The 25,464-nt window shown below is 71.0% G+C and carries 23 protein-coding genes; 11 read left to right on the plus strand and 12 right to left on the minus strand.

Translation table 11 applies throughout. The features are described from left to right. Positions 1–52 precede the first annotated feature (52 nt). Together OHA25_RS25250 and OHA25_RS25255 are read left to right on the plus strand one after the other, a co-directional pair. Complete coding sequence (locus OHA25_RS25250; RefSeq protein ID WP_327589976.1) at positions 53–655, plus strand: TetR/AcrR family transcriptional regulator; 603 nt, start codon at positions 53–55, stop codon at positions 653–655. Then, a complete protein-coding gene (locus tag OHA25_RS25255) occupies positions 652–2,271 on the plus strand; it encodes a CocE/NonD family hydrolase (protein WP_327589977.1) in 1,620 nt (539 codons plus the stop codon). The genes OHA25_RS25250 and OHA25_RS25255 overlap by 4 nt, the downstream gene beginning before the upstream one ends. A 78-nt stretch (positions 2,272–2,349) precedes the next feature. On the opposite strand, the gene OHA25_RS25260 is transcribed toward OHA25_RS25255, so the two are convergent. From OHA25_RS25260 to OHA25_RS25270, 3 genes are all read right to left on the minus strand, one after another. Next, positions 2,350–3,636, minus strand: coding sequence for an RNA polymerase sigma factor (locus OHA25_RS25260; protein WP_327589978.1), 1,287 nt, complete (start codon positions 3,634–3,636; stop codon positions 2,350–2,352). Then, entirely contained in the window at positions 3,633–3,977 is a 345-nt protein-coding gene (locus OHA25_RS25265) for a YciI family protein (protein ID WP_327589979.1), read from the minus strand. The genes OHA25_RS25260 and OHA25_RS25265 overlap by 4 nt, the downstream gene beginning before the upstream one ends. 344 nt (positions 3,978–4,321) lie before the next feature. After that, positions 4,322–6,730, minus strand: a complete 2,409-nt coding sequence (locus tag OHA25_RS25270) for a sensor histidine kinase (protein ID WP_327589980.1) — start codon at positions 6,728–6,730, stop codon at positions 4,322–4,324. Positions 6,731–7,129: 399 nt separating this feature from the next. Between OHA25_RS25270 and OHA25_RS25275 the strand changes: the two genes are divergently transcribed. Genes OHA25_RS25275 through OHA25_RS25290 form a run of 4 tightly spaced genes read left to right on the plus strand, consistent with a single transcriptional unit; the run spans position 7,130 to position 10,704 of the window. After that, on the plus strand, positions 7,130–8,122 hold the full coding sequence (locus OHA25_RS25275) for an ABC transporter substrate-binding protein (RefSeq protein ID WP_327589981.1): 993 nt from the start codon (positions 7,130–7,132) through the stop codon (positions 8,120–8,122). 34 nt (positions 8,123–8,156) lie between these two features. Next, positions 8,157–9,134, plus strand: a complete 978-nt coding sequence (locus tag OHA25_RS25280) for an ABC transporter substrate-binding protein (protein ID WP_327589982.1) — start codon at positions 8,157–8,159, stop codon at positions 9,132–9,134. Continuing rightward, entirely contained in the window at positions 9,131–9,910 is a 780-nt protein-coding gene (locus OHA25_RS25285) for an ABC transporter permease (protein WP_327589983.1), read from the plus strand. Before OHA25_RS25280 ends, OHA25_RS25285 begins: the two co-directional genes overlap by 4 nt. After that, positions 9,907–10,704: an ABC transporter permease gene (locus tag OHA25_RS25290; protein WP_327589984.1), complete on the plus strand. Its 798-nt coding sequence runs from the start codon at positions 9,907–9,909 to the stop codon at positions 10,702–10,704. The genes OHA25_RS25285 and OHA25_RS25290 overlap by 4 nt, the downstream gene beginning before the upstream one ends. Here OHA25_RS25290 and OHA25_RS25295 read toward each other — a convergent pair. The 4 genes from OHA25_RS25295 to OHA25_RS25310 form a co-directional block, all read right to left on the minus strand. Next, positions 10,695–11,696 carry a nitrilase-related carbon-nitrogen hydrolase gene (locus OHA25_RS25295; protein ID WP_327589985.1) on the minus strand — a complete coding sequence of 334 codons (1,002 nt, stop codon included), beginning with the start codon at positions 11,694–11,696 and terminating at the stop codon, positions 10,695–10,697. The two genes, OHA25_RS25290 and OHA25_RS25295, sit on opposite strands and share 10 nt — an antisense overlap. Continuing rightward, complete coding sequence (locus OHA25_RS25300; RefSeq protein WP_327589986.1) at positions 11,693–12,130, minus strand: hypothetical protein; 438 nt, start codon at positions 12,128–12,130, stop codon at positions 11,693–11,695. Before OHA25_RS25300 ends, OHA25_RS25295 begins: the two co-directional genes overlap by 4 nt. A gap of 3 nt (positions 12,131–12,133) precedes the next feature. Continuing rightward, positions 12,134–13,513, minus strand: a complete 1,380-nt coding sequence (locus tag OHA25_RS25305; protein ID WP_327589987.1) for an aldehyde dehydrogenase family protein — start codon at positions 13,511–13,513, stop codon at positions 12,134–12,136. A 69-nt stretch (positions 13,514–13,582) separates the two neighbouring features. Beyond that, positions 13,583–14,422, minus strand: coding sequence for an SDR family NAD(P)-dependent oxidoreductase (locus OHA25_RS25310; RefSeq protein ID WP_327589988.1), 840 nt, complete (start codon positions 14,420–14,422; stop codon positions 13,583–13,585). Positions 14,423–14,509: 87 nt separating this feature from the next. On the opposite strand from OHA25_RS25310, the gene OHA25_RS25315 reads away from it, so the two are divergent. Beyond that, the gene (locus tag OHA25_RS25315; protein WP_327589989.1) at positions 14,510–17,350 is read left to right on the plus strand and encodes a helix-turn-helix transcriptional regulator; all 2,841 of its coding nucleotides are present in this window, start codon (positions 14,510–14,512) and stop codon (positions 17,348–17,350) included. A gap of 112 nt (positions 17,351–17,462) precedes the next feature. Beyond that, positions 17,463–17,930: a general stress protein gene (locus OHA25_RS25320; protein WP_327589990.1), complete on the plus strand. Its 468-nt coding sequence runs from the start codon at positions 17,463–17,465 to the stop codon at positions 17,928–17,930. Between the two features lie 72 nt (positions 17,931–18,002). On the opposite strand, the gene OHA25_RS25325 is transcribed toward OHA25_RS25320, so the two are convergent. Then, positions 18,003–18,434, minus strand: a complete 432-nt coding sequence (locus OHA25_RS25325; protein WP_305915259.1) for a CBS domain-containing protein — start codon at positions 18,432–18,434, stop codon at positions 18,003–18,005. Positions 18,435–18,575: 141 nt separating this feature from the next. Here OHA25_RS25325 and OHA25_RS25330 point away from each other — a divergent pair, with 141 nt between their 5' ends. Continuing rightward, on the plus strand, positions 18,576–20,036 hold the full coding sequence (locus tag OHA25_RS25330; protein WP_327589991.1) for a hypothetical protein: 1,461 nt from the start codon (positions 18,576–18,578) through the stop codon (positions 20,034–20,036). A gap of 47 nt (positions 20,037–20,083) precedes the next feature. Here OHA25_RS25330 and OHA25_RS25335 read toward each other — a convergent pair whose 3' ends face one another. Both OHA25_RS25335 and OHA25_RS25340 read right to left on the minus strand, forming a co-directional pair. Beyond that, on the minus strand, positions 20,084–20,503 hold the full coding sequence (locus OHA25_RS25335; RefSeq protein WP_327589992.1) for an SPW repeat protein: 420 nt from the start codon (positions 20,501–20,503) through the stop codon (positions 20,084–20,086). Positions 20,504–20,589: 86 nt separating this feature from the next. Beyond that, positions 20,590–21,558 (minus strand): CapA family protein, encoded by a 969-nt coding sequence (locus OHA25_RS25340; protein ID WP_327589993.1) that lies wholly within the window; start codon positions 21,556–21,558, stop codon positions 20,590–20,592. Positions 21,559–21,754: 196 nt separating this feature from the next. Between OHA25_RS25340 and OHA25_RS25345 the strand changes: the two genes are divergently transcribed. Both OHA25_RS25345 and OHA25_RS25350 read left to right on the plus strand, forming a co-directional pair. Next, positions 21,755–21,988, plus strand: a complete 234-nt coding sequence (locus OHA25_RS25345) for an antitoxin (RefSeq protein WP_305915255.1) — start codon at positions 21,755–21,757, stop codon at positions 21,986–21,988. A 76-nt stretch (positions 21,989–22,064) separates the two neighbouring features. Next, positions 22,065–23,552, plus strand: coding sequence for a cobyric acid synthase (locus OHA25_RS25350; protein WP_327589994.1), 1,488 nt, complete (start codon positions 22,065–22,067; stop codon positions 23,550–23,552). Here the strand turns inward: OHA25_RS25350 and OHA25_RS25355 are convergent. Both OHA25_RS25355 and OHA25_RS25360 read right to left on the minus strand, forming a co-directional pair. Beyond that, positions 23,494–24,528, minus strand: coding sequence for a 1-acyl-sn-glycerol-3-phosphate acyltransferase (locus tag OHA25_RS25355; protein WP_327589995.1), 1,035 nt, complete (start codon positions 24,526–24,528; stop codon positions 23,494–23,496). The two genes, OHA25_RS25350 and OHA25_RS25355, sit on opposite strands and share 59 nt — an antisense overlap. Before the next feature lie 24 nt (positions 24,529–24,552). Beyond that, positions 24,553–25,365: a patatin-like phospholipase family protein gene (locus OHA25_RS25360; protein ID WP_327589996.1), complete on the minus strand. Its 813-nt coding sequence runs from the start codon at positions 25,363–25,365 to the stop codon at positions 24,553–24,555. Between the last annotated feature and the right edge of the window lie 99 nt (positions 25,366–25,464).

The following is a 25,464-nucleotide window of genomic DNA, read 5'->3' on the forward strand; positions in this document are numbered from 1 at the left end:
CTAAATAATTGACACTTGCCTTCTTATTTACATGTGTCCATTATCTTGAGGTATGCCACTGCAGTCGGGCGCGCTCGCCCCCGCACAGGACCGCCGGGTGCGGCGTACGCGCTCCGCTCTCCTGCGGGCCGCCGTCGCCCTGGTCGCCGAACGAGACACGGCGGCCGTCCCGATCGCCGACCTCGCCGCGGCCGCGGACGTGAGCAGGCAGGTGGTGTACCAGCACTTCGGAGATCGCGACACGCTGCTGCTGGAGGCCGCGCTCGACCTCGCCCGGCGCGAGCTTTTGCAGCGCATCGAGGACGCCTCGCCTTCCGGTGACAGGCGCGGCCCGGCTTTGGCCGCGATGCGGCATTTCGCCGAACACCGGGCCTTCTACCGGGCGATGTTGACCAGCTCGATCGCGTTCGCCCTGAACAAGGCGCTGTCCGAACTGCTGATGCCGGTCAACAGGCGGCTCGCCCGCCGGATGGGCGGCGATCGGCTCGACCCGCGCACGGCCGACGACCTCGCCCTGTACCTGACCGGCGGCGCGGCCGCCTTCGTCAATGCCTGGCTGGTGGAGGGGGACGATCCGCTCGACCCCGAGGAGTTCACCGAACGGCTCATGCGCATGCTGCACGTCCTCCTCGAGCACAAGGAACAGGACCGATGAACATGATCAGTCATCTCCTCCAGCGCTGGCTGAAGCTGCCCCCGCCGGTGACCAGGAACCTCGCCGTCCAGCGGGATCTCCGGGTGCCGATGCCCGACGGGGCCGAGCTGCTGGCCGACCGGTGGGCGCCGCGGAGCGGGGGCGAGGCGCTGCCGACCGCGCTCATCCGCTGCCCGTACGGCCGGCGGGGCGTGCTGGCCATGGCCATGGCCAGGCCGCTGGCCGAACGCGGATTCCAGGTGCTGATCCAGAGCACCCGCGGCGGCTTCGGCTCCGGCGGCGCCTTCGACCCGCTGCGCCAGGAGCGCGAGGACGGCCTGGCCACGCTGGACTGGGTGATCAAACAACCCTGGTTCGGCGGCTCCATCGTCCTGGTGGGCGTCAGCTATATGGGGTATGTGCAGTGGGCCGTCGCCGACGCCCTGCCTCCCGAGGTCAAGGCGATGATCCCGCAGGTGACCGAATCGGCGCTGACCCTGGAGTTCCTCCGCAAGGACGGCATGTCACTGGAGACGCCGTTCGGATGGGGCGCCCTGATCGCCGTGCAGGAACGACCCTTGGCGATGCTCCGGCAACCCTTCCAGGCCAAGAAGATCCGCCGCGCCCTGAGCACCCTCCCGCTCAACCAGGCCGACGTCGCCGCCGTCGGCCGCCGCTCGGACTACATCCAGGACATCCTCACCCACGACGCCGACGCCCCCCGCTGGGCCGGGCTCGACCACAGCGACCGGGTGGCCCAGGTGACGGTGCCCGTCAGCTCGATCGGCGGCTGGTACGACATCTTCCTGCCCGGCCAGCTCCGCGACTTCCGGATCCTGCAGGAGGCGGGCCGGCCGGCCAGGGTGACGGTCGGGCCGTGGACGCACACGGCGTTCAACAACACGGGGGTGCTGGAGGCCATCGAGTTCGGGCTCGCCCATGCTCGCGGCGAGCAGCCCCCGCACCGCCTGCCGGTGCGGCTGTTCGTGATGGGCGAGGAAGCCTGGCGCGACTTCGAGACCTGGCCGCCGCCCGGCTACTCGCCGCAACGTTTCCACCTCCAGCCTTCCGGTGCGTTGTCCACCGAGACGGCCGGTGATTCGGTGCCCGACCGGTACCGTTACGACCCGGCGGACCCGACGCCCGCGGCCGGGGGCGTGGTCATGAACGGCGGCGGCCGCGTCGACAACGGGTCTCTGGAGGCCCGCGCGGACGTGCTGACCTACACCAGCGACGCGCTCGAGGAGGACGTCGAGGTCATCGGCGAGGTCGGCGCCGAGATCTGGTTCCGCTCCAGCCTGCCCTACGCCGACGTCTTCGTCCGGCTCTGCGACGTCGACCCGGGCGGCCGCTCGGCCAACGTCTGCGACGGCCTGGTCAGCCTGTCCGGCGCCGAGGAGATCACTCGCGCCACCGTCAAGCTCTGGCCGACCGCGTACCGCTTCAAGCGCGGCCACCGGATCAGGGTGCAGGTCTCCAGCGGCGCCTTCCCCCGCTACGCCCGCAACCCCGGCACCGGCGAATCCCGCGCCACCGCCACCACCCTCCGGGCGGCGGACCAGGAGGTCTACCACGACTCCGCACACCGCTCGGCGGTCATCCTGCCGATTCGAAGCGCCGGATCCACTGGTCAGTGAAGGGAGTCTTGCCGCGCCGTCTCCCCAGCCCACCGGATGACGGCCCGCGCAGTCAGGTCGCTGACAAGCATCCGACCGCTATGTGGAGAGCTGGGCGGCGCGGTCGAGCAGGGCTCGGCGTTCGGGTTCGAGGTGGGAGAGGGTGGCGGCCCGCCGGAACAACGCCGCGGCGCGATCCCGGTCGCCGTGGCGGGCGGTGAGGTCGGCCTCCGCCGCCAGGGCCGGCGGGTAGTCGTCGAGCGTGCCACCGGCGCGGGCCGCCGCTAGCAGCCTCAGCCCGGCCGCGGGCCCGTGCGCGTAGCCGTGCGCCACGGCACGATTCAGCTCGATCACCGGTGAGGGTTGGATGCGGGCGAGCTCGTCGTACCAGGTCGCGATCATCGGCCAGTCGGTGGCGTCGGCGGAGGCCGCCGTGGCGTGGCAGGCGGCGATCCTGGCCTGCAGCGCGTACGGGCCGTCCTGCCGCGTCCTGGCCAGGACGTCCAGGCCCTCGGCGATCGCCGCGTGGTCCCAGCGAGACCGGTCCTGCTTGTCGAGGGTGAGCAGATTGCCGTCGGCGTCGCGGCGGGCGTCACGCCGGGAGTGCTGGAACAGGAACAGGGCCAGCAGCGCGGAGATCTCCGGCTGATCCGGCATGAGCTGCTCGAGCAGCCGGACGAGCCGGATCGCCTCGTCCGCGAACGCGGGCTCGCCGCCGGCATCGTAGCCGCGCGTGAACAGCAGGTACAGCACGGCGAGCACGCCGGGCAGCCGCTCGGCCAGCGCCGGGCCGGTCGGCACCCGGTACGGGATGCCGGCGTCCGCGATCTTCGTCTTGGCCCGGGTCAGGCGGCGGGTCATGGTCGACTCGCTGACCAGGAAGGCCCGCGCGATGTCGGCCGTCGGTATCCCGCAGATCGTTCGGAGCGTCAATGCCACGCGTGCGTCGAGCCTGAGCGCGGGATGGCAGCAGGTGAAGATCAGCCGTAGCCGGTCGTCCACGACGTCCTCCTTCCGTACGGGGGCGGGACCGGTGTCGGTGGTGAGTGCGAGGGACGCCAGCTCCTGCAGCTTGCGGCGCTCGGTGGAGACCCGGCGCAGGATGTCGATGGCGCGGTTGCGGGCCACCGTCATGAGCCAGCCGCCTGGGTTGGCGGGGATGCCCTCCGTGGGCCAGCGTTCGAGGGCCAGCGTCAGTGCCTCCTGCGCGCAGTCCTCGGCCAGCGTCCAGTCGTCGGTGACGCGGATCAGCGTGGCGACGATCCGCCCGAAGGCGTCCTTGCCGACGACGCCGACGACGCCGGCCACCTGCGCGACGACGTCCACGGCCTCCCCGCCTGCGGTGGCTTGCGCCGCGCCGCCGCAGGCGGGGCTCGTGCCGGTCACGCCGATCGGTGCGGCAGGTCGGCGAACGGGCGCAGCTCGATCCGTCCTTCCCTGGCCATGGGGTGGGTGCGGGCGACCTCGATCGCCTCGTCCAGGTCGGCGCATTCGAGGAGGTCGTAGCCCACGATCACCTCTTTGGTCTCCGTGAACGGACCGTCGCTGACCAGCAGCTCGCCGTTGCGCACCCGCACCGTCGTCGCCGCGGTCGTCGGGGCCAGCTCGTGGCCGTCCAGGCGCCGCCCGCGGGTGTCGTTCTCCGTCACCCACGTGTCGATGTCGGGCAGGCCGGCCTTGTCGGTGTCCGGCTCGGTGTCGGTGCAGACGAACATCATGTACTTCATCTCGCGCTCCTTCGTGTCAGGATCTCACCCCTATGACGAACGGGTGCCGCGCTTCCGGACAGGCACGGTGAAAACTATGCGCGGTTCAGAAGACAGGCACGCAGGGCGGCGGCGACCCTGCGGGAATCCGCTTCCCGGCTGTGCCAGGAGGTGGTGGCGAGTTCGTCGATCGCGGCCGGGGCTGCTGTCACGGGGCACTCGCAAGGCCCGGATCCACGTCGGCGAAACCGTCGCGATCGCAGGGGTCTTGTCCGCCGCGACGGTGGCGTGGACGGTCGTGTGCGTGCCCGCCCCTTCCGTGGCCGGAAGGCAGGCCGCCGTCGTCATCAGCAGGGCGGCGACGGTCAGGAGGTGAAGGGCGGGAGGTCGCCGGTGCTGATGCGGGTGCGGGCCTGCCGGCACCCCTGCTGGAAGCTGCTCAGGCGGCTGCGGATCAGCTCCGGCGAGAGCCGGGGGATGGGGGCGACGCCTCGGGGTGCGGACGCGGTTTCGGCTGTGCCGGGCACCAGATTGGCCTTGGGGACGCGTTTCGGCAGGCCGGACGGGGTGGCGCCGGCGTTGGACGGGGTGACCACGGCCTGGGCGGCGCTCCACCCGGCCTCGGCCGAGCCCCACGTCGCGCCGCCGCCGTTGCCGCGCTCGAACCAGGCCGACTGCACCTGCGCGAAGATCGGCAGGTAGTCGTCGTCAGCGGCCGAAGCAGGCAGGGTGACCGGAATGGGGCCGGTCACGGTCGCTGAGTCGGTATGCGTCCGGGGTGTCCAGCGGCTGGCCGACGCGTCAGCATCCGGCCAGGGCGGCTGGCCGCCGGACGCCGCATAGGAGAGTGGGCCGGGGCGCGTTCTGGTGGGGCGGGGATACGCGGGGACGGGTGCGTGCAGCAGTGCGTCGGGCAGGAGCACCATGGCGATCAGGCCGCCCGTCTCGTGGGGACGCAGGTGCACGCGAATGCCATGGCGGTAGGCCAGCCGGGCCACCACGTACAGCCCCATGCGGCGCGAGACCGACACGTCCACCTCGGGCACACGCGCCAGGCGCTCGTTGGCCCGCACCAGCTCGTCATGGGTCATGCCGATGCCGGTGTCGGCGACCGACACCATGATGCCGCCCTCCATCCTGCCGGTGGAGACGACCACGCGGGTGTCCCGCGGTGAGAAGGACACCGCGTTCTCGATCAGCTCGGCCAGCAGATGGACGGTGTCGTTGACCGCCGGCCCGGCGAGCGCGCCGTTCACGGTGATCTTGACGGTGACGCGCTGGTAGCCCTCCACTTCGGAGAGGGCGGCGCGGACGACGTCGGCCAGGCCTACCGGATGGTTCCACCGCCCGGGCGGTTCCTGGCCGGCCAGGATGAGCAGGCTCTCGTTGTTACGCCGCATGCGCGTCGCCAAGTGGTCGAGTGCGAAGAGGTCGGCCAGCCGCCGCTCGTCCTCCTCGCCCTGTTCGAGTCCGTCGATGAGCTTGATCTGCCGCTGTACCAGCGTCTGGCTGCGCCTGGATAGGTTGACGAACATGGCGTTGATGTTCGCGCGCAGCCGGGACTCCTCCCCGGCCAGCCGGATGGCCTCGCGATGCACCTCGTCGAAGGCCCTGGCCACCTCCCCGACCTCGTCGCAGGAGTCGACGTCGATGGGCGCGACGGTGAGGGTCGATTCGTCGCTGGTCTCGCGCAGCCGGCGCACCGTCTGGGGCAACCGCATGCCGGCGATGTCCAGGGCCTCCCTGCGCAACCTGCGCAGTGGTCTGACCAGGGACTGGGCCACGAAGGTGGTGATCAGCAACACGAACAGCAGGAGCAGGAGGATGTAGGCGGCGGCCACGATGGCGTCGCGGCGGGCGGCGTCCTCCAGGGTCCTGCTCTGCACGGTGATCGATGAGCCGAGCCGCTTCTGCACCGTCCACATGCCGTCGACGGTGCCGCTCATCGCCGCGAACCAGAAGCCGGCGTCGTCGTCGCTTTCCGGGGCGATGTCGATCGGACCGCTCTGCCCGGCCTGCGCGAGGGCCCGCAGCCGGATCACTTCGGCCCGATCGACCGGCGTGCCGGTGACGGTGTCGTCGTACGCCTGCCGATCCTGCTGCGTGGCCACCGACCGGAAAACCTCCAGCTCGCTGTCCTGCTGGGCCCGGGCGGCCATGTACCGGTCGAGCTCACCGCTCTGGAAGCGGCCCGCCGAGGCCACCGCCGCGAGCAGGCCGCGCTGCTGTGACGCGGCCTCGCGGCCCTTGGCGAGCGCGGACAGCGCGCGCACGTGCGCGGCCAGCGCCTCGTCCTCGCCGCCCTGACCGATCTCGTCGTGGAACTGCTGGAAAGCGCCGATGATCGCGGCGTACCTCGTCAGCGTGGGCAGGGCGAGCACCTCGGTCCTTAGCACCGTGGTGCGGGCCGCGTCGATCTCGGGCAGGCGGGTGAGGATCTGCCGGCTGAGCGTCCAGGCGCTCTCCCCGTGGTCGGTGGTGACCGCGGCGGCCTTCGCGCGCATGGCGGCGGCGGCCTTGTCGACCACGGCGAACTGCGCGCGCAGCGGCTCCTCCCGCTCCGGTGTGCGACCGGCGGCGATGTAGTGCATCGCCAGGTCCCGTTCGAGCGCGAGCTGATGGGTGACCTCGGTGATCGATGCGCTGAGCTCGGCCTTGTCCAGGATGCGGTGGTACTGGTCGGCCGCGTTCCATGAGGCGATGACCTGCTGTGCCCCGACCAGGACCCCCAACATGGTCGGGATGAGGATCAGCGCGATCAGCCGCGAGCGCACCTTCAAATCGCGGAGCCGGAATCTGCGAGGACGTGTACTTTTCGTCCGGTTATGCGCTGATTTGGGGGCTAAGGGAGGAGTGGCAGGACGTATGTCCACAGTCGCAGGATTCACCCGACTGGCTCCCTCTCACCGAAAAGGCGTCTTGGTACCGGAGGTGCTTCATACACGTCCTTGTGCAGGGAGAGCCATTTGAGCATAGCGGGAGAAGATGGACCAGTCCCGCCAGACTTACAAAATTTCTGACTTTTCAGAAAATGCCCGATTGACTCTGATTTCCGGACATGTGGTGACAAGCGGTGACGATTGACTGAGCCGTTCATCAGGATTCTTTCATGACAATCCCCGTAGCGGGTAAGATCACCGTCCGGCCTTTCTTGACCCGGCAAGGGAGAACTCATGGAATCGGGGCCCGCTCTCCGGGCTTGGCTGGCGGTGCTCGGCACGATCCTCGTGACCGCGGCGTGCACCGTGGTGGCCACCGGGCCGGTGCCGAGCAGCCCGGCAGGGTCCGGCGGCCTGGAGAAGACCTCGCTGCTCATCGGCATCAGCCCCACGCCGTCCTCCGCCGGGGTGTTCATCGCGGACCGCAAGGGCTTCTTCAAGGAAGAAGGCCTGACCGTCACGATGGAGACCATCCAGGCGCCGCAGGCGGTGATGCCCAGGATCCTCAACGGCGACATCGACGTCTTCAAAGGCAGCTACGTCTCGCTCATCAACGTTCAAGGCAGCGGCACGGCGCGGCTGAAGATCCTCTACGATGCGCTGCAGGCCTCGCCTGGCATCGCCGGCGTCGTGGTGCCGCGGGATTCGGAGCTGCAGAAGGCGCAGGACCTCAAGGGCAAGACGATCGCCGTCAACTCGCTCAACAACCTGGGCACGATGTCCGTGAGCGCCCACCTGAAGCCCTACGGCCTGACGCCGGAGCAGGTGAAGTTCGTCGTCGTGGACTTCCAGAACCAACTGGTCGCGCTCAAGAACGAGCAGGTGGACGCGGCGTGGATGGTCGAGCCCTTCCTGTCCAGCGCCCAGAACGCCGGGGTGCGGCTGCTGCTGGACACCAACACCGGGCCGACCGACAAGCTGCCGATCGACGGGTGGGCGGCGACGGAGGACTGGGTGCGCCGGCATCCCAAGACCGCGGCCGCCTTCCAGCGAGCCCTGGCGAAGGGGCAGGCGCTGGCCGCGACCGACCGCGTCCTGCTGGCCGAGACGGTCGCCGGCTACACCCAGACACCCAAGGAAGCGGCGATGACCATGGCGATGGGGACCTTCCCCACCTCGCTCAACCCCACCCGCATCCAGCGCGTCTCCGATTTGATGTTCGAGTTCGGCTACCTCAAGAACAAGGTCGACGTAGCGTCGATGGTGGCCGCCGGTCCCGGCCGGTAGCCGCGTGGCGCGCTCCACCAAGGAAGGCAGTGGCATGAAGCTGGCCAGGATCGTCGTCGCGGGCATGGCGGTGGCGCTGACACTGAGCGCGTGCGGAGGAGGAGGCGGTGCCGCCACGGGCGGCGCCGCGTCCACCGGCGGCTTGGAGAAGACACAACTCTTGATCGGCGTGGTGCCGGTGCCGTCGTCGGCGCCGTTGTTCATCGCGGAGAAGCGGGGATTCTTCAAGGAGGAAGGGCTGACCGTCAAGACCGAGATCATCCAGGCGCCGCAGGCGGTCATGCCGAAGATCCTCAACGGCAGCATGGACGCCTTTCTGACCAGCTATGTGTCGCTGATGGCGATCAACGACTCGGGCGCGGCCAAACTGAAGCTCTTCCAGCACAGCCAGGAGGCCGCCCCGAACGTGGCAGGCGTCGTGGTGGCCAAGGACTCGCCGATCAAGACGGCCGCCGACCTCAAGGGCAAGACGATCGCGGTCAACGTGCTGAAGGCGCTCGGGCAGACGCTGACCAACGCCCACCTGCAGGAGGCGGGGCTCAAGCCGGAGGACGCCAAGTACGTCCAGGTGCCGTTCGCCGACCAGCTCAGCGCGCTGACCTCCGGCAAGGTGGACGCGGCCTGGCTGGTGGAGCCGTTCCTGACCGCCGCCAAGAAGGGCGGCGCCACTCAGATCATCGACACCACCTCCGGCGTCACGGCCGGCGTGCCGATCGACGGGTGGGGCGTGAGCGAGGACTGGCTGGCCAAGAACCCGAAGACGGCCGCCGCCCTGCACCGCGCGCTGGCCAAGGCTCAGCAGATCGCCGGCTCCGACCGCAAGGCGATCGACGAGGTCGTGCCGACGTACACACAGATCCCGGCGGACGCGGCGGCGGCCATGACGCTCGGCACGTTCTCGATGCAGGCTGACACGGCCAGCGTGCAGAAGCTGGCCGACCTGCTGCACGGCTACGGCTACCTCAAGGCGAAGGCGGACGTGGCGCAGCTGTTCGCGCCGATGAGCGGATGACCGGCGGGCGCCTGGAGCGGGGGATCCTGGGGGCCGTCGGCGTCATAGGGTTCCTCGCCGTCGCCGAACTGGCGGGACGGACCGGGCTCGTTCCCGACGTGATGCCGTACATGTCGGATGTGCTGGTGACGGCGGCGCGGCTGCCAGCGGACGAGCAGTTCCGCGCCGACGTGCTGGCCACGCTGGCGGCCTGCCTGAACGGGCTGGCGATCGCCGTCGCGGTTGCCGTGCCGGCGGGGCTGCTGTTCGGCTCAGTGCCGTTCCTGGAGCGTTCGACGCGGCCTTTGGTGGAGTTCCTGCGGCCGATCCCGTCGGTGTCGCTGATCCCCGTGGCTGTGTTCGTCTTCCCGGCCAGCCACGACGCCAAAACGGCGCTGGTCTTCTACACCTGTTCGTGGCCGGTGCTGATCAACACGCTGTACGGCCTGAGCGACGTCGACCCGCTGGCCAAGGACACGCTGCGGAGCTTCGGCTTCGGCCCGCTGGCGGTGGTGCTGCGGGTGAGCCTGCCGAGTGCGGCGCCGTTCATCGCCACCGGCGTGCGCATCGCCGTGTCCGTCACCCTCATCGTGGCGGTGAGCGTGGAGCTGCTGGCGCCGGGTGGGGGCGGGATCGGCGCGTTCCAGTCGCTGGCGGGCAGCGCGAACCGGGCCGATCGGGTGTTCGCGGCGGTCGTGTGGGCCGGTCTCATCGGGCTGGCCGCCAACCTGCTGTTCACGGCCGCCGAGCGGCGCGTGTTCCGCTGGCACCAAGCCCGGACGGGGGAGGCCGCATGACCCGGCAGCCGGTCTGGTCGCGGCTGGGATGGTATTGGCTGCTGCCCGTGGCCGTCATCGCCTGGGAGCTGGCCACGCGGGAGACGCAGGCCGCCTACTTCCCGCCGCCGTCGCGGATCGTGGCCAGGCTGCATGAGATGTGGTTCTCCGGGCCGATCGGACGGGTGTTCCTGACCGACGAGGCCGTCGCCGACCTGCTGCCGAGCCTGGCCAGGTTGTTCGCCGGCTGGGCCATGGCGTGCGCGGCCGGCGTTCTGGCAGGGGTGGCGCTCGGCCGCTCATACCTGCTGTCGGCGCTGGTGGAGCCGCTGGTGCACTTCGGCAGGTCGGTGCCGCCGGCGGCGCTGCTGCCGGTCTTCCTGTTGCTGTTCAAGATCGGCACCCCGATGGAGCTGGCCGCGATCGTGTACGGCGTCATCTGGCCGGTGCTGATCAACTCCATGGACGGCGCCCGCCACGTCGACCTCCAGTACATCGAGACCGGCACGGTTTTCCGGCTGAGTGCCTGGCAGCGGCTCACCCGGATCATCCTGCCCGCCGCCGCCCCGAAGATCTTCGCCGGGTTGCGGCTGAGCGTGTCCCTGGCGCTGATCATGATGGTCATCTCGGAGCTGGTGGGCAGCAGCGAAGGCATCGGCCACCGCATGCTGGAGGCGCACAGCCAGTTCGACATCCCCGCCATGTGGGCTGTGATCGTGCTGCTCGGGCTGCTCGGCATCGCGCTCAACACCGCGTTCGTGGGGGTGGAGCGGCTGGTGTTGTCCTGGCACCGCGGCGCCCGCGGTCAGTCGTAGAGCCGCTCGATCGTCTCGGCCTGCCGGGTGCGGAACCACGCGCGGTCCTTGGCGCCGCCGGCCAGGCCGCCGGGTCGCTCGCCGTCGTGCCTGGCGTACTCCTCGGCCCACAACCCGGTCTTCACCCGGCTCGGCAGGTTGGCCATGCCGGGCCGCCACCGTGCCCGGCGCAGCACGGCGAGGTCGAGCTCCGCCGCGGCCACCAGCGACTCGCCCGCGCCGGCCTGCGCGAGCACCCGCCCCTCGTGGTCGATCAGCTCGGAGCCGCCGTTGGTCGAGTCGCCGGGGATGGCGATGCCGGTCAGGCCGCCGGTGTTGGCCGACACCACGTAGGCCAGGTTCTCCACCGCCCGGGCGCGGCGGGCGATCGCCTTCGGTGTCAGGGCCGGGGACGACGCCTCGGAGGTTGGGTGGCAGAACACCTCGGCCCCGCGCAACGTGAGCGCGCGGGCCAGTTCGGGCATGAGGATCTCCTCGGAGGCCAGGACCGCCAGGTTGCCGATCTCGGTACGGGCCACCGGCAGCACGGCGTCCATGCCGTAGATCTCCACGTAGTCGCCCCACACGTCGTACGGCGTCGGCGTGAACATCGAGTGCAGCCTCCGGTAGCGCAGCACCACCTTGCCGGCGGGGGAGAGGATCACCGACGCCTGGAAGTACAACTCGGGGAAGTGCTCGTCCCGCTCGTAGGCGTTCACGCACAGGAACACGTCGTGCGTGACGGCGATCCCGGCGAGCGCCCGGTACTCGGGGCCGCCGGGATCGAGCGCGGCCCGCTCCCGCCACTCGGCGAAGGTCTCCCGCATCGGAAATCCAGTCAGCACGTACTCGGGCAACACCACCAGCCGCAGGCCCGGCCCGAGCCACGCCTTCGAGCCGCCGACCTGTGCGCCGATGCGATCGATCGCGGCGCGGATCTCGGCCCGCGGATCGTCGGCGCCGTTGATGGCCTTCGTCCGCACCTGCAGCGCCAGAGCGGTGAAGGCCGTCATGCCACGCGCCTCTCGTCGATCAGGGTCCGCCGCACGCACACGCCGTCCTCCAGCCACTGCCAGACCCGGCTGCGCGACCTGCCGTCCGCGCTTAGCACGATCATCTCGAACAGCCGGAGCGGCTGCCCCTTGTACCGCCAGGTGAGGTAGATCGTGCTGTCGTCCACCTCCCAGAACACGCCCGTGAGCCGCTCGGTGTCGAACCCGCACCGCCCCCTGCCGAGGTACGTGCCGGGGAACTCATGCACCTCGGTGCGCCCGTCGTCCCAGGTGTAGCGGTTGACCTGGTGGTAGGCGGCGTCGCCGACGATGCGGCAGGTCATCTGGACGCGGTGCCGGTCGAGCAGGCTCCCGTCGCGGCCGAGGTGCAGGTACTCGCCCTCCCACTCGCCCTCGTGCCGCGCCAGCAGCGGCATGTCCGCCCGCAGTCCCATTCGTTACCCCTTCGTCGCGTGCCACCACGGGTCGGCGGCGTCGGATCGGTTGACCAGGAAGGCGCGGCGGCGCAGGAACCGGCTGATGGAGGCGGGGCCCATGCGGGAGCCGCCGAGCCCGGACAGCCGGAAGGAGTGCTTCTCGCCCTCGTGCACGAGCGCGGTCAGCGAGGCGTCGTTGACGCTGACCGCCCCGGCGTGCAGCCGGGCCGCCACGGCCCTGGCCTGCTCCTCGGTGGCGGCGAAGACCGCGGCCGACAGCCCGTACACCGAGTCGTCGGCCAGCGCGACCGCCTCGTCCACGCCGTCCACGGCCATGACCGGCAGCAGCGGGCCGAACGTCTCCTCCGTCATCACCAGCATCGTGTGATCGACCCTGGACAACACGGTCGGGCGGCACCAGTGGCCGCCGCCGTGCCGCTCGATCGCCCCGCCCGTGTGCACGATCGCACCCTTGGCCACGGCATCGGCGAGGTGCGCGGCGAGCACGTCCGGCTGCTCAGGCGCGATGATCGGCCCGATGGGCCCGCCCTCGCAGGTCAGACCGACCTGGGCGGCCTTGCCCACGAGCAGCGCCAAGAACTCGTCATGGACCTGCCTGGCCACGTAGACGCGTTCGATGGACTGGCAGGACTGCCCGGCGTTGGCGGTGCCGCCCCACAGGATCGCCGAGGCCGCCCGGTCGAGGTCCGCTCCGGCCAGCACGATGGCCGGATCCTTTCCGCCAAGCTCCAGGTACGCGGGCACGAACGCGCGGGCGGCGGCCTGCGCCACCAGCCGCCCGGTCGGCACGCTGCCGGTGAACACCACGGCGTCCACCAGATCCACCAGCGCCGCCCCCGTCGCGCCGTCGCCCTCGACGACCCGCAGCGGCAACCCGTCCGGCACCAGCCGCATCAGCGGCTCGATGAACCTGGGGGTCACCTCGCTCGGCTTGACCACCACCGCGCACCCGGCGGCCAGCGCGGGCACGGCGTCGATGAGGCCGAGCAGCAGCGGGAAGTTCCACGGGGTGATCGCCCCGACCAGCTCGTACGGCACCGCGTCGCCGCCCACGACCACGCCGGGCAACGAGGCGGGGAAGTCGGCAGGCGGCGCCAGGAGGGCGGGCGCCTGGCGTACCCACCGGTCGATCAGGCCGGCCACGATCTGCCGCTCCAGCAGCGACTCCGCCACCCTGCCGGTGTCGGCCACCAGCGCGGCGAGCAACTCGTCGTCGGCGGCGAGCGCGGCGCCGAACCGCGACAGCGGCGTGCCGCGGTCGGTGTCGCGCCAGGCCGGGGTCATCGCGCGCAGCTCCGCCGCGACGGCGGCGAGCCGGTCGGGCGGGACCGGATCGAGCGGCCGCTCGATCCGGCCGGTGAGCGGGTCGCGGACGTTCATGGACCGCCCTTCGTAAGGAGCAGGAGCCTCATTGTGATCATGCCGGGCCAAAGGTGTCCAGCCCGCCGATCAGCTGCCCGGCATGGGCAGCAGCGTGGGGTTTTCGCCGTGGATGATCTGCGTCATCCGGTGCTCGATGTGTCCGGCGTATTCGGGATGCGTCAGGATGTAAAAGCGCTCCTCGCGAATCGCCTGCAGCACCTCCTCGCCGATGGTTCGCGGGCTGAGGCCGAGCGCGAACCCCTGCCGGGCGGCGTCCTCGGACCAGCCGGACGGAAACGGGCCGGCCTCGGCGAATCTGGCCGGCCGGTTGCGGTGGGAATTGAAGATGTTCGTGCTGACCACGCCGGGGCACAGCACCGATATGCGCGGTTTGAAGCCGCCGCCGATGAGTTCCAAATGAACAGTTTCTGAATATGCGATGACGGCCGATTTTGATACGCCGTACAACGAGCCGCCCGTCAGCAGACCCGCTATGGATGCGGTGTTGACGATGTGCGCATCCTCGCCCTGCTCGATCATGACGGGGAGAAAGGTGCGGATTCCGTGCACGACGCCCATCAAGTTCACGCCCAGAATCCACGCCCAGTCGTCCAGCGTGCTCTCCCAGCTCGGCCTGCTTCCGGTGTGGACGCCCGCGTTGTTGCACAATACGTTGACGGTGCCGTATTTCCGCAGCGCGGACTCGGCGAGCGCGGCGACGTCAGGCGCTTGTGAGACATCGGCCGGCACGGCGTGCACATCGGCGCCCCCATCGCACAGCTCGGCCGCCGTGGCGTGAAGGGCGGGCTCTTCCACGTCGCTCAGCACCACACGCATCCCCACTGCGGCGAACGCCTCGGCCATTCCCCGCCCGATGCCGCTCGCCGCGCCGGTGATGACGGCGACTTTGTTCTCGGGGTCTTTCATGACGACAGATTAGAGAAAAGGAGGCTGCCCGCCGAGGCCATATCCCCCAGGTACGTAGTACCGCGGGTGTTAAAGATCTTGAGAGGCATGAGATTTTCCCGTACCGGTCCAGGAAAGCGCTTCATCGGAGGCAGCGACATGCGGGGACGCGAACGTGAATGGCGCCACGTCGACGGCCTGCTGCGCGCGCTGCGCCGGCGTGGCGGGACCCTCCTGGTCGACGGCGAGCCGGGCGCGGGCAAGAGCCGCCTGCTCGGCGAGGCCGCCGCCGCGGCCTCCGCGCGGGGCATCGCCGTGGTGCGGAGCGGTGTGGCGGTGCTGGGGGAGCTCGTTCCGTGCGGCGTGCTGCTGGAGGCGCTCGAGTTGGGCGCCGAGCCCGACGACGCCGCGCCCGTCGGCTCAGGAACGCGGCTGCTGGACCGGCTGAAGACGGCCTTCCACGCCAGGGCGCCGGTCCTGGCCGTGCTCGACGACCTGCACCGCGCGGACCCGGCGACGCTGATAACCCTCCACACCCTGCACGGCCTCCTCGCCGACCGGCCCGTCGGCTGGTTGCTGAGCCGCTCGACCGCGGTGCGAGCCGGTCCTGCGGCCGCGCTGTTCGACCTGCTGGAGCGGCATGGAGCCGCGCGGACGACACTCGCCCCGCTCTCCACGGATGCCGCCACGGCGCTGGCCGCGGACACCCTCGGGGAACGTCCCGACGCGGCCACGCAGGCGCTCGTGGCGAGCGCCGGCGGCAATCCGCTGCTGATCATCGAACTCCTCACCGGACTCCGCGACGAAGGCCTGCTCGGGACGGCCGGGCCGGGCGCGCCTCTGCCGGCCCGGCTGCGAGCCGTGGTGCGGAGCTGGATCGACCCGCTGAGCGCGGAGGCCAGGAGCCTGGTGGAGACTGCCGCGGTGCTCGGCGGCTCGCTGTCGCTCCAGCACGCCGCGTCGCTGCTGGGCACCACGCCGGCCGGGCTGCTCCCGGCGATGGAAGAGTCCACGGCGGCGGGCGTCCTCGTCGTGACCGCGCACGGCCTCGCCTTCCGCCACGAACTGGTCGGGGACGTCGTCGCCGCGTGGGTCCCGCCGCCCGTGCGGCAGGCGCTGCATGAGCAGTTCGGCGTGATCGAGGAGACGACCGGTCCCGCCGTGGCGGGACCGGCCGTCGCCGCCATGGAGTCCGCGATCGCCGCAGGGCGGCTGCGAGAGGCCGAGCGGGTGGTCAGGAGGCGCCTCGCCGATCACGGCTCCGTATCCGACGTGTCTGAGTCCGGCACCCTGTCCGACGTGTCTGAGTCCGGCACCCTGTCCGACGTGTCTGAGTCCGGCACCCTGTCCGACGTGTCTGAGTCCGGCACCCTGTCCGACGTGTCCGAGTCCGGCACCCTGTCCGACGTGTCCGAGTCCGGCACCCTGCCCGGCATGCCCGAGCTGCGATCCCTGCTGTCGGAGATCATGTACCTGAGCGGGCGGGGTGAGGAGGCGGTCAGGGAGGCCGAGACGGTGCTGGCCGTTCCCGGCCTGCCCCAGCACGTCCGCGACCGGGCCATCCTCGTCCGGCTGTACGCCGTCACGCGGAAGCGAAGCGGCGGCGCCGCGGCGGCGTACGCGAGTGAGGTTGTCGAGGAGCGGTCCCGGCACGGTCCCGCGGCCACGGCCGCCGCGCTGATCGCCCTCGCCACGGCCGCACGGGAGGAAGGCAGGTTCGCGGACGCGCTGGCGCTGGCCGAGGACGCCGGCCGGCTGAAGGAGGGCGACCGCTACGAAGTGCGCCTCACCACGGCCGCCATCCTCACGGACGTCCGCCGGCTCGACGAGGCCAGGGCCATGCTCCGGCAGGCACGTAAAGAGATGTTCGCCGGCGGCCATCTGGCCTGGGCCGCGGACGCCTCGGCGCTGGAAGCCCGCGCCGAGCTGGCCGCGGGCCGGCTCGACAGCGCGGCAGGCGAGGCCGAGCGCGCGCTGGACCTCGCCGGAGCGCTCGACACGCCCCTGACTGCCACGGTGGCACGCTCGGCGCCCGGCTCTGCGCCCGGCTCTGCGCCCGGCTCGGCGCCCGGCTCGGCGCCCGGCACGAGGGCAGGCATGGTGGCCGGGGCTGTGCTGGCCGCCGTGGCGCTGCGGCGTGGCGACCTGCGCGAGGCGGCACGACAGGTCGCCGAGCCGCCCGAGGGATCGCTGGAGTCACGTACCCGTCACGCCCTGCTGGCCGCGCAGATCACCGAGGCCCGCGACGGCCCGCATAGCGCCATGACCCTGCTCGCCGGCCTCTCCCGCCCGCTGGCGCTCGCCATGGAGCCGACGGCCGCCCCGTGGCTGGTGAGGGTCGCGCTCGGCGCGGGCGACCGATCGGCGGCCGAGTCCGCTGCCGCCGCGGCGGAAGCAATCAGCCGGGCCAACACGGGGTTCCCCGCGCTCGCCGCGTCCGCCGCGCACGCCCGGGGCCTGCTCGACGGCGACCGGGACGCTCTCGCGCTGGCCGCCGGGCAGGCCGTGGACACGTGGGCGCGCGCCTCCGCGGAGGAGGATCTCGGCGTGGCGCTCGAGAAGGCCGGGCAGCGTGAGGAGGCGGCCGGCAGCCTGGAGCGCGCCCTCGCGGGGTACGTCGAGACGGGATCCGTCAGGGACGCTGCCCGCATCCGGCAGCGGCTGCGCGGCATGGGGGTACGCCACCGGCACTGGAACTCCGCCAAACGGCCGGACTCAGGCTGGGACAGCCTCACCGAGACCGAGCACACCGTTTCCCTGCTGGTCGTGGACGGTTGGACCAACCGGCAGATCGCCGAGCAGATGTTCATCAGCGTGCACACGGTCACGTTCCATTTGCGGCAGGTCTACCGCAAGCTGAGCATCAACTCGCGCGTCGAGCTCGCACGTCTCGCGGTCGCGCAGGGGCGGGTCGACCCCGGCCGGGCGCGGGAAGGAAGACGGGGCTGACTACACGTCTGGGGGATGTGGCCGGGAAGCGCCAGGAGCAGGGTCGAAACTGTAGGCACAGGACGTCTCCGCATGTCTTGGCATGGGGAGGAGAGGAGGAGCCGTGTCTCACATGGTGTCGTCGACTCTCATCACGACCAACAAGGAACCGATCGCGACCTATCGCAGTTACCAGGAAGCCCAGAAGACCGTCGACTTCCTGTCCGACCACGGGTTCCCCGTCAAGGGCACACTCATCGTCGGTGTCGGGCTCCGCTCGATCGAGCAGGTCGTGGCGCGCATGACGTACCTGCGCGCGGCCGGCTGGGGCGCGCTGAGCGGAGCCTGGTTCGGGCTCCTCATCGGCCTGTTCTTCGCGATCTTCACGGCCACGGCCATGCCACAGATAGCCCTGGTGCTGTACGGGCTGCTGTGGGGTGCGGTGGCCGGAGCGATCTTCGGCCTGATCGCCCACTCGGTGCACGGCGGTCGCCGGGACTTCGTCTCGGAATCCGGCCTGGTCGCTGACAAGTACGAGGTCCTCGTCGACTCCGATCACGCGGCCAAGGCCCACGAGCTCCTCGGGAAGACGCCTCACTAGGCCGCTCGTTCGGGGAGTGGGGGGTTGCGGGGCGCACCAACCCGTTGATGAACGTGCTGGTGCACCTCCGTATCACGACGGCGCGTAGACCCGGTGGACGAACTCGGCGAGCTTGTTGTCCGGCAGTTCCTTCGCCAGGTCCGACTCGCTGACCATACCGACGATCCGGTGGTTGTCGATCACCGGCAGGCGCTTGATCTGGTGCTTCTCCATCTTCTGCAGCGCCTCTTCGACGCTGCTGTGGGCATCCACCCAGACCAGCCCGTGGGCGAGTTCGCTTGCCGTGGTCCGGTCGAGGTCCTTGCCCTCGGCGCAGCACTTGATCACGATGTCCCGGTCGGTGATGATGCCCTTGAGCCGGTCGTCGTCACCGCAGATCGGCAACGCGCCGACCCCCAGGTCGCGCATCATCTGCGAGGCCCGGCGCAGGCTGTCGCTCGCGCCGATGCACTGCGCTCCCTGGTGCATCACGTCCTGAACCGTCTTGCCTTGCGTTGTGCCCATTCTTTTTCGCCTCCCTGAGAAGAAGGATGGGATTTTCAGGGCACCCCTACCCAGCAGATTCCAGATCAGTGGTGGGCCGCCCGGCGAAATGCCCTGTGAACAGCGGATATGTTCGCCCAGGCCCTGGTTGTGGGGGTTGTCGTGGACGTGTGGCGTCGTTCTCCCGCGGTGACGGTCCCGCGTCCTGGCGCGGCCCTTGCCGCCCCCGAGCCCGCCGTGCGCCCGGTCGTGCTGCTGGCGGGGGTGAGCGTCCTGTACGGCGTGGCCCAGCTGTTGCTCGTCTCGCCGTATCTGGGCATCGGGTGGGACGAGGCCGTGTACGCCAGCCAGGTCGCCCCGCACGCGCCGCCTGCCGTGTTCAGCGCACCACGGGCGCGGGGCGTGCCGCTCCTGGTCGCCCCCGTGGTGGCGGTGACCGATTCGGTGTTCGTGCTGCGCCTGTATCTGACGGTGCTCTCGGTGGCGGCCCTGTTCGGGGCGTTCTACGTCTGCCTGCGGGTGCGGGCCGATCATGTGGTGCCGCTGGCCGCCCTGCTGTTCGGCGGCTGCTGGCTGACGGTGTTCTACGGCAACCAGGCCATGCCCAACCTGTACGTCGCGCTGGCCGCCGTCGCGGCCACCGGTTTCCTCGTCCTGGCCGGGCGTTCCCGGCCGGCACCGGTGGGGCTGGCGGCAACGCTGGCCGTCATGTCGTTGATGCGGCCATCCGACGCGCTGGTCGCCGCGGCGGCCCTGGCGGTGGGGGCGCTCGCCCTGGTGCCCCGCCGCCTGCCGGCCGTGCTGGCCGCCATCGTGGCCGGACTGGCGGTGGGGTGGGGCCAGTGGGCGATCGAGGCGCAGGCGAGCTTCGGCGGGTTCGCGACCCGGCTGCGGGACGCGGGCGAGCACAACGCCATGGGATGGAGCGTGTCGTTCCTCGAGCACGCCAGGGCGCTTGACGGGCCTACGCTGTGCCGGTTCGGCGCCGACTGTGGCCCGGTCTCCCCGGTGGCGCTCATCTGGTGGCTGGCCATCCCCATGATGGCCGCGCTCGGCCTGTGGGTGGCCTGGCGTGAGCACCGGCTGCCTCCGATGCTCCTGGCCGCGGGCACTGGTGTGGCGATGGCGCTGCCGTACCTGTTCTACGTGGACTACGCGGCGCCGCGCTTTCTGACGCCGGCGTACGCGCTGCTGTCGTTGCCGGTGGCGGAGGCGGCGGTGGCGGGACTGCGGCTGCGCCGCCTCGTCGCCGTGGCGGTGATCGCCGGACTGCTGGCGCACCTGGGGCTCCAGGGTGCGTACGCCTACGGGCATGGAGTCGGCAACCGTCACGGCAGGGACGACATCGGCCGGGCCGCGGCGGAGCTTCGCAGTCTGGGGGTGCGTCCGCCGTGCCTGATCTACGGGGAGAACGGCGTGCAGATCGGCTACCTGCTCGGCTGCGACTCGCAAGGAGTCATCCAGCGCTTCGCGCAGCGACTCCCGGCCCGCATCCGTCAGGCGTTGGAAGGCCGGACGCAGGTGGTGGCGGTGCACAAGGATCTGCGGCTCCCGCCGTACATGCTGACCTGGGTTGAGACCGATCTGTCCGGTCCTTGGACGGCCAGGTTCGCCCGCCGTTGAGTGCGCACGTGGCCGGGCCGGAGGTCATCCGGCCCGGGACAGGTTTCTCACCGCCTTCTTCTCGTCATGCCCATGCCCACGGTGACCAGGCCGAGGACGGTGATGATGGCGCCGACGATCACGTTGGTGGTGATCGCGCCGGCCGTGACGGCCTCGCCCCGGATCAGCCACGGGGCCACTATGGTCCACAGGCCGATGAGCGGGGCGGTCCAGGCTATGCCGTACGTGCGGCCGAATGCCGAGCTGAAGCCCAGCGCCAGCAGCGCGACGGCGATCCCGGTGACCAGGTTGTTCACGGTGAGGGATCCGAGGTTGACGAATCCCACGATCCACGGCGACAGCGCCAGGAACAGTCCGGCTACCAGGGTCAGCCCGTCCGCCAGTTGAACGGCCGGATTGGCCGCGGCGACCTCGTACCTTTCCCGCATACGGATGATGTCGGGATGACTCTCCATCTCGCGGGTCATCGGTGACACCACCTCCCCCTCGCGATGACGGGACCTTTTCCCGTTTCCCCGGATCAAACTACCCAAGCCGGGCATACGCACTCGCGTTAGCGCATGTCCGCGGTCAGCAGGCCGTCCTCCCAGATGGCGCTGGCGCCGAAGTCCGCGCACGCACTGGTGAAGCGACGGCCCAGCCAGGCGCGTTCGTCCCCCTCGGCCAGGACGGTCCGGGCGTACTCGAGCTTGAGCGGAACGGCCCGCAACCGCACCGGGCCGAGCTCGTCGACCGTCACCAGGAACAGGAACGACAGGTCGTTGCGCAGCTCGGGATCCACGATGTAGTCGTCGAGGAAGTCACCCATGTCGTACAGGACCGGCGGCGCGAGGCCGTGCACCACGTGCGCGGAGTGGCCGGCGACCAGGCTCGCTCCGGCATCGACCAGGGTCGTGGCGGCGGCGCTGATGTAGGGCTGCGGACCGGCCGTCATGTTGGGACCCCAATGGGGCGTCACCAGCACGGCGTCCGCCTCCGCGCGCATCGCGGCCACCGCGTCCGTCAGCCAGGACGGCACCCCGGAGGACAGGTCCGCGTAGGCCACGCCCGGCCGGTCGGGGCGGGCCGCGTAGTCCAGCGGATGATCGGTCGCGCCGATGACGCCGATGCGCAGTCCCCGCACGGACAGGACGACCGGCTGCCGCGCCTGCGCCTCGTCGGCGCCTGCGCCCACCGCGTGGACCTCCACGCGTTCCAGGTGCGCGCGGGTGTCGAGCAACGCGTCGTAGCCGTAGTCGAGCGCGTGGTTGTTGGCCAGCGTGACGCAGCTGACACCGATCTCGGCGAGCAGGTCCGCGGCCTGCGGGGGCGCGCGGAAGTGGAACGGCTTGCCGGGCGAGAGCCAGGGGCTGCCACGGTCGGAGATGCAACATTCGAGGTTCAGCACGATCGCGTCGGCCTCGGCGAGGTGCTCGCGGACTCCGTCCGACAGGTACGCGTCCGGATCCGTGGACGCGGCCAGCAGGTCGGCCACGCCGCGGCCGAGCATGGTGTCGCCCGCCAGCGCAAGCGTGACAGTCACGAGGGTCCCCTGCCTCACGAGGGCCCGTCCAAACCCGCTCCACCAGGCTAAACAGCAGGCCATCAGCGGCAAAACCCCGGTCAAGGCGGTGCGCCTCGCCGGCGGCGATCTGCGCAGCCGGCTCTGGCGGGTCCCGTGATTGTCCCGGTCGCTCGGGTAGGGGCGAGCGGTAGTCGCGAGAACGGGGAGAACGGTCATGAGCCGTATCGGGGAATGGCTGAGAAAAGCGGAGAGCTTCGCCAGAGGGCACTCCAAGCAGGCCGATCACCTGCTGGACCGGGTCGAGCGGTTCGCGAAGGAGCGGACCGGACACAAGTACGACCGGCACATCGAGAAGGGGACCGACGCGGTGCAGCGTCGCTACGGTGGCGCGTCCCGGCGCGGCAGGCCCCGGGGCCACGACCAGAACCCTCCCGGCCCGCAGGGCTGACGCCGATGGGGGAGGCCGTCCGCAGGCTCAGCCGCGGGCGGTCTCCTCGTACGTCCGCTCCCGGTACGGTGATCCCATGGTCACCGGGGGATTGCTGGTCGCGGGCACCACGTCGGACGCGGGCAAGAGCGTGGTCACCGCCGGCATCTGCCGCTGGCTGGCCCGCCAGGGCGTGCGCGTCGCGCCCTTCAAGGCCCAGAACATGTCGCTCAACTCCTACGTCACCGCGGAGGGCGCCGAGATCGGCCGGGCCCAGGCGATGCAGGCGCAGGCCGCGGGCCTGGAGCCCGTGGCGGACATGAATCCGATCCTGCTCAAGCCCGGCAGCGACCGCCGCAGCCAGGTCGTCCTCATGGGCCGGCCCGTCGCGGACGTGGACGCGACGGAATACGGCACGCTCAGGGACCTGCTGCGGACCGCGGCGCTGGAGGCGCTCGGCCGGCTGCGCGAGCAGTACGACGTGGTGGTGTGCGAGGGCGCCGGCAGCCCGGCCGAGATCAACCTGCGCCGCGGTGACATCGCCAACATGGGCCTGGCCAGGGCCGCCGGCCTGCCGGTCGTCGTGGTCGGCGACATCGACAGGGGAGGGGTGTTCGCCGCCTTCTACGGCACGGTGGGCCTCCTCGACGCCGAGGACCAATCCCACATTTCCGGTTTTGTCATCAACAAGTTCCGCGGTGCCAAGGAGCTGCTGGAGCCGGGGCTCGACATGCTCAGGCAACTGACCGGGCGCCCGGTATACGGCGTGCTGCCCTGGCTCGACGGGCTCTGGCTGGACGTCGAGGACTCCCTGGCCCTGGACGGCCGCCGGGTCGCCGCCCGCGCCCCGCACGGCAGGCAGACGCTGCGGGTGGCGGTGGTGCGGCTGCCGCGGATCTCCAACTTCACCGACCTGGACGCGCTGGCCGCCGAGCCCGGCGTCGTGGTGCGCTTCGTGAGCGAGCCCGCCGAGCTGGACGACGCCGACCTGGTGGTGCTGCCCGGGTCGCGGGCCACGGTGGACGACCTGGCCTGGCTGCGGGCGCGGGGGCTGGCTGCGGCGATCATCGGCAGGAAGGGGCCCGTGCTCGGGATCTGCGGCGGGTTCCAGATGCTCGGGCGCGAGATCGTCGACCACGTCGAGTCGGGCGCCGGCACGGTCGAAGGACTCGGCCTGCTGCCCGTACGGGTCGCGTTCGAGGGGGAGAAACGGCTCGGCCGTCCGGAGGGCAGCGCCTACGGGCACCCGGTGCGCGCGTACGAGATCCACCACGGCCGGGCCACGGTGGAAGGCGGCGAGCCGTTCCTCGACGGCTGCCGGGCCGGCGACGTCTGGGGGACCACGTGGCACGGCGCCATGGAGAACGACGCGTTCCGCCACGCGTTCCTGGCCGACGTGGCCGAGCGGGCCGGGCGCGACTTCGTCCCGGCTCCCGGGACGGACTTCGCCGCGCTCAGGGAGGAGCGGCTGGACGCGCTCGGCGACCTCGTGGAGCGGCACCTCGACACGGAGGCGCTGCTCCGCCTCATCCAGCACGGCCCGCCTGAGGTCCCTTTTCTCCCACCGGGAGCCGTTGGGCGCTGATCCAGGCGTCGATCTGCTCCCAGTGGTCGTACAACCAGCGAACGCGCTCCTCGCGCGTGCGCGGCACCTGGGCGGCGGGCACCCGCCACCATTTGGCGGTGATGTGCGCGCTGAAGGGCAGCTTGCGCCAGACGTCCCCCAGCGTGACCAGGTCGTCGAGTCCGGTGTGCGCGACGAACACGACGTCCGCCGACGGGCAGGCGTCGATGGCGGCGATGGCGCCGTTCGGGCGGGGCGGCAGCAGGTGGTCCATGCCGCGGGCCCGCTCAGCCTCCTCGGCCAGCCCCTTCTCCTCCAGCCGCCTGATCGCCAGCCGGTGGCGGCGCGGGGTGAAGTTGCCGCCTTCCGGGAAGATCACCAGCGCGTCCTGGTCGCCCATCGTCGCGGCCAGCCGCCGGATCTCCTCGACGACGCCCTGCTGCCCGGACTTGCGGGGCACGAACGCGTTCGGCAGGCGGTTGATCACTACGTCAAGCGAGGGGTCGTACTGGAGGGCGGCCTTCATGACGATGCGGGGGCGCCGCCGGTAGAGCGCCAAGAGGTGATAAATCAGCAAGAAGGAGTCGCCGGGGCCGGCGTGCCGGGACAACACGATGACCGGCCGCGTCAGCCGGGCGGCCTGCTCCTCCTCGGTCAGCTCCGGCTCCTGGACGTCCAGGGTCAGCCGGAAGATCCGCACCGCGGCCGCGTACACCTTGGACAGGAACCACCTGATCAGTTCGTAGTGCCGCTCCTGGCGGCGGGCGCCGCCCGCGGCCCACAACCACAGGCAGGCGATCAGCACCGCCGACTCCAGCGTCAGCCACGCCACCCCGAACCACACGAACCTGAGCCCCCTGCGTTGCGGCGGCGGCAGGCGAAGCGAGGCGGCGGCCGTGACGACCAGCCAGAACGGCAGGGTGACCAGCATGAACACGGTCACCACGATGACCAGCGGAGCCAGCACGAGCCGGCGCAGGATGCGCGGTGGGAGCAACGCGGCCTCCCTTGACGTCTCCTCTCATCCTCCTCCGTCGGCCAGGTAGCGGGAAGACGCTTCGTAAGCCCGCTCGATGCAGGCCGACAGCTGCGACAGGTCCCGGTAGCGCAGCGGCGAGAGCGGCTCGGTCACCCCGGCGGGCAGCACGTGCACCTCCACCCCGGGCGGCAGGCTCGCCATGTCCTCGGCGAAGCGGTGCCGCCGCGCGATCTCGAACGCCACCAGCCCCACCTCCCAGAACCGCCGGGGCGGCGACAGCGGCCGCTCGATCCGGCCGACGTGCAACACGTACACGCGCTTGGCCCCGAGGTGCACGGCCCGCCCGACAGGAATGCTGTGCACCAGCCCGCCGTCGTAGAAGTGCTCGCCGCCGATCACGACCGGCGGCAGCAGGCCGGGCACCGCGCACGACGCCAGCACCGCCTCCACCAGCGGCCCGCTGGTGAACCAGTGCGCCGCCGCCCGCTCCACCGACGCCGCCACGCACTGGAACGGCACCTCCAGGTCCTCGATCCGCGACACCCGCACCGTCTCGCTCAGGACGTCCCTGAGCGGCCCCATCGGGTGCAGGTGGGTGCCGGTCCTGGCCAGCGTCGACAGCCGGGCCACCCACGACCCGGCGAAAGCCGTACGGACGATGTCGGAACGCCACAAACCCGTCAGCCTGGCGACGGCCTCGGTTGGAGCGGCGGCGATCACCGCTCCGTTGAGCGCGCCGACCGACGTGCCCACCACGAGGTCGGGCCTGATGCCCGCCTCGTCGAGCGCCTGCAGCATGCCCACCTCGTGCGCGCCGAGCACGCCGCCGCCACCGAGCACGAACGCGGTCTCCACGTTCCCACCCTCTCGTTGCCACCCTCCGGAAGCAAAGACCTCCCGCAGGCTGCCGGATCCAGCCGATGACGGGCGGCGTGGCGAGCGGGACGATGCGGC

It is taken from the genome of Nonomuraea sp. NBC_00507 (assembly GCF_036013525.1).
Taxonomy (GTDB): domain Bacteria; phylum Actinomycetota; class Actinomycetes; order Streptosporangiales; family Streptosporangiaceae; genus Nonomuraea.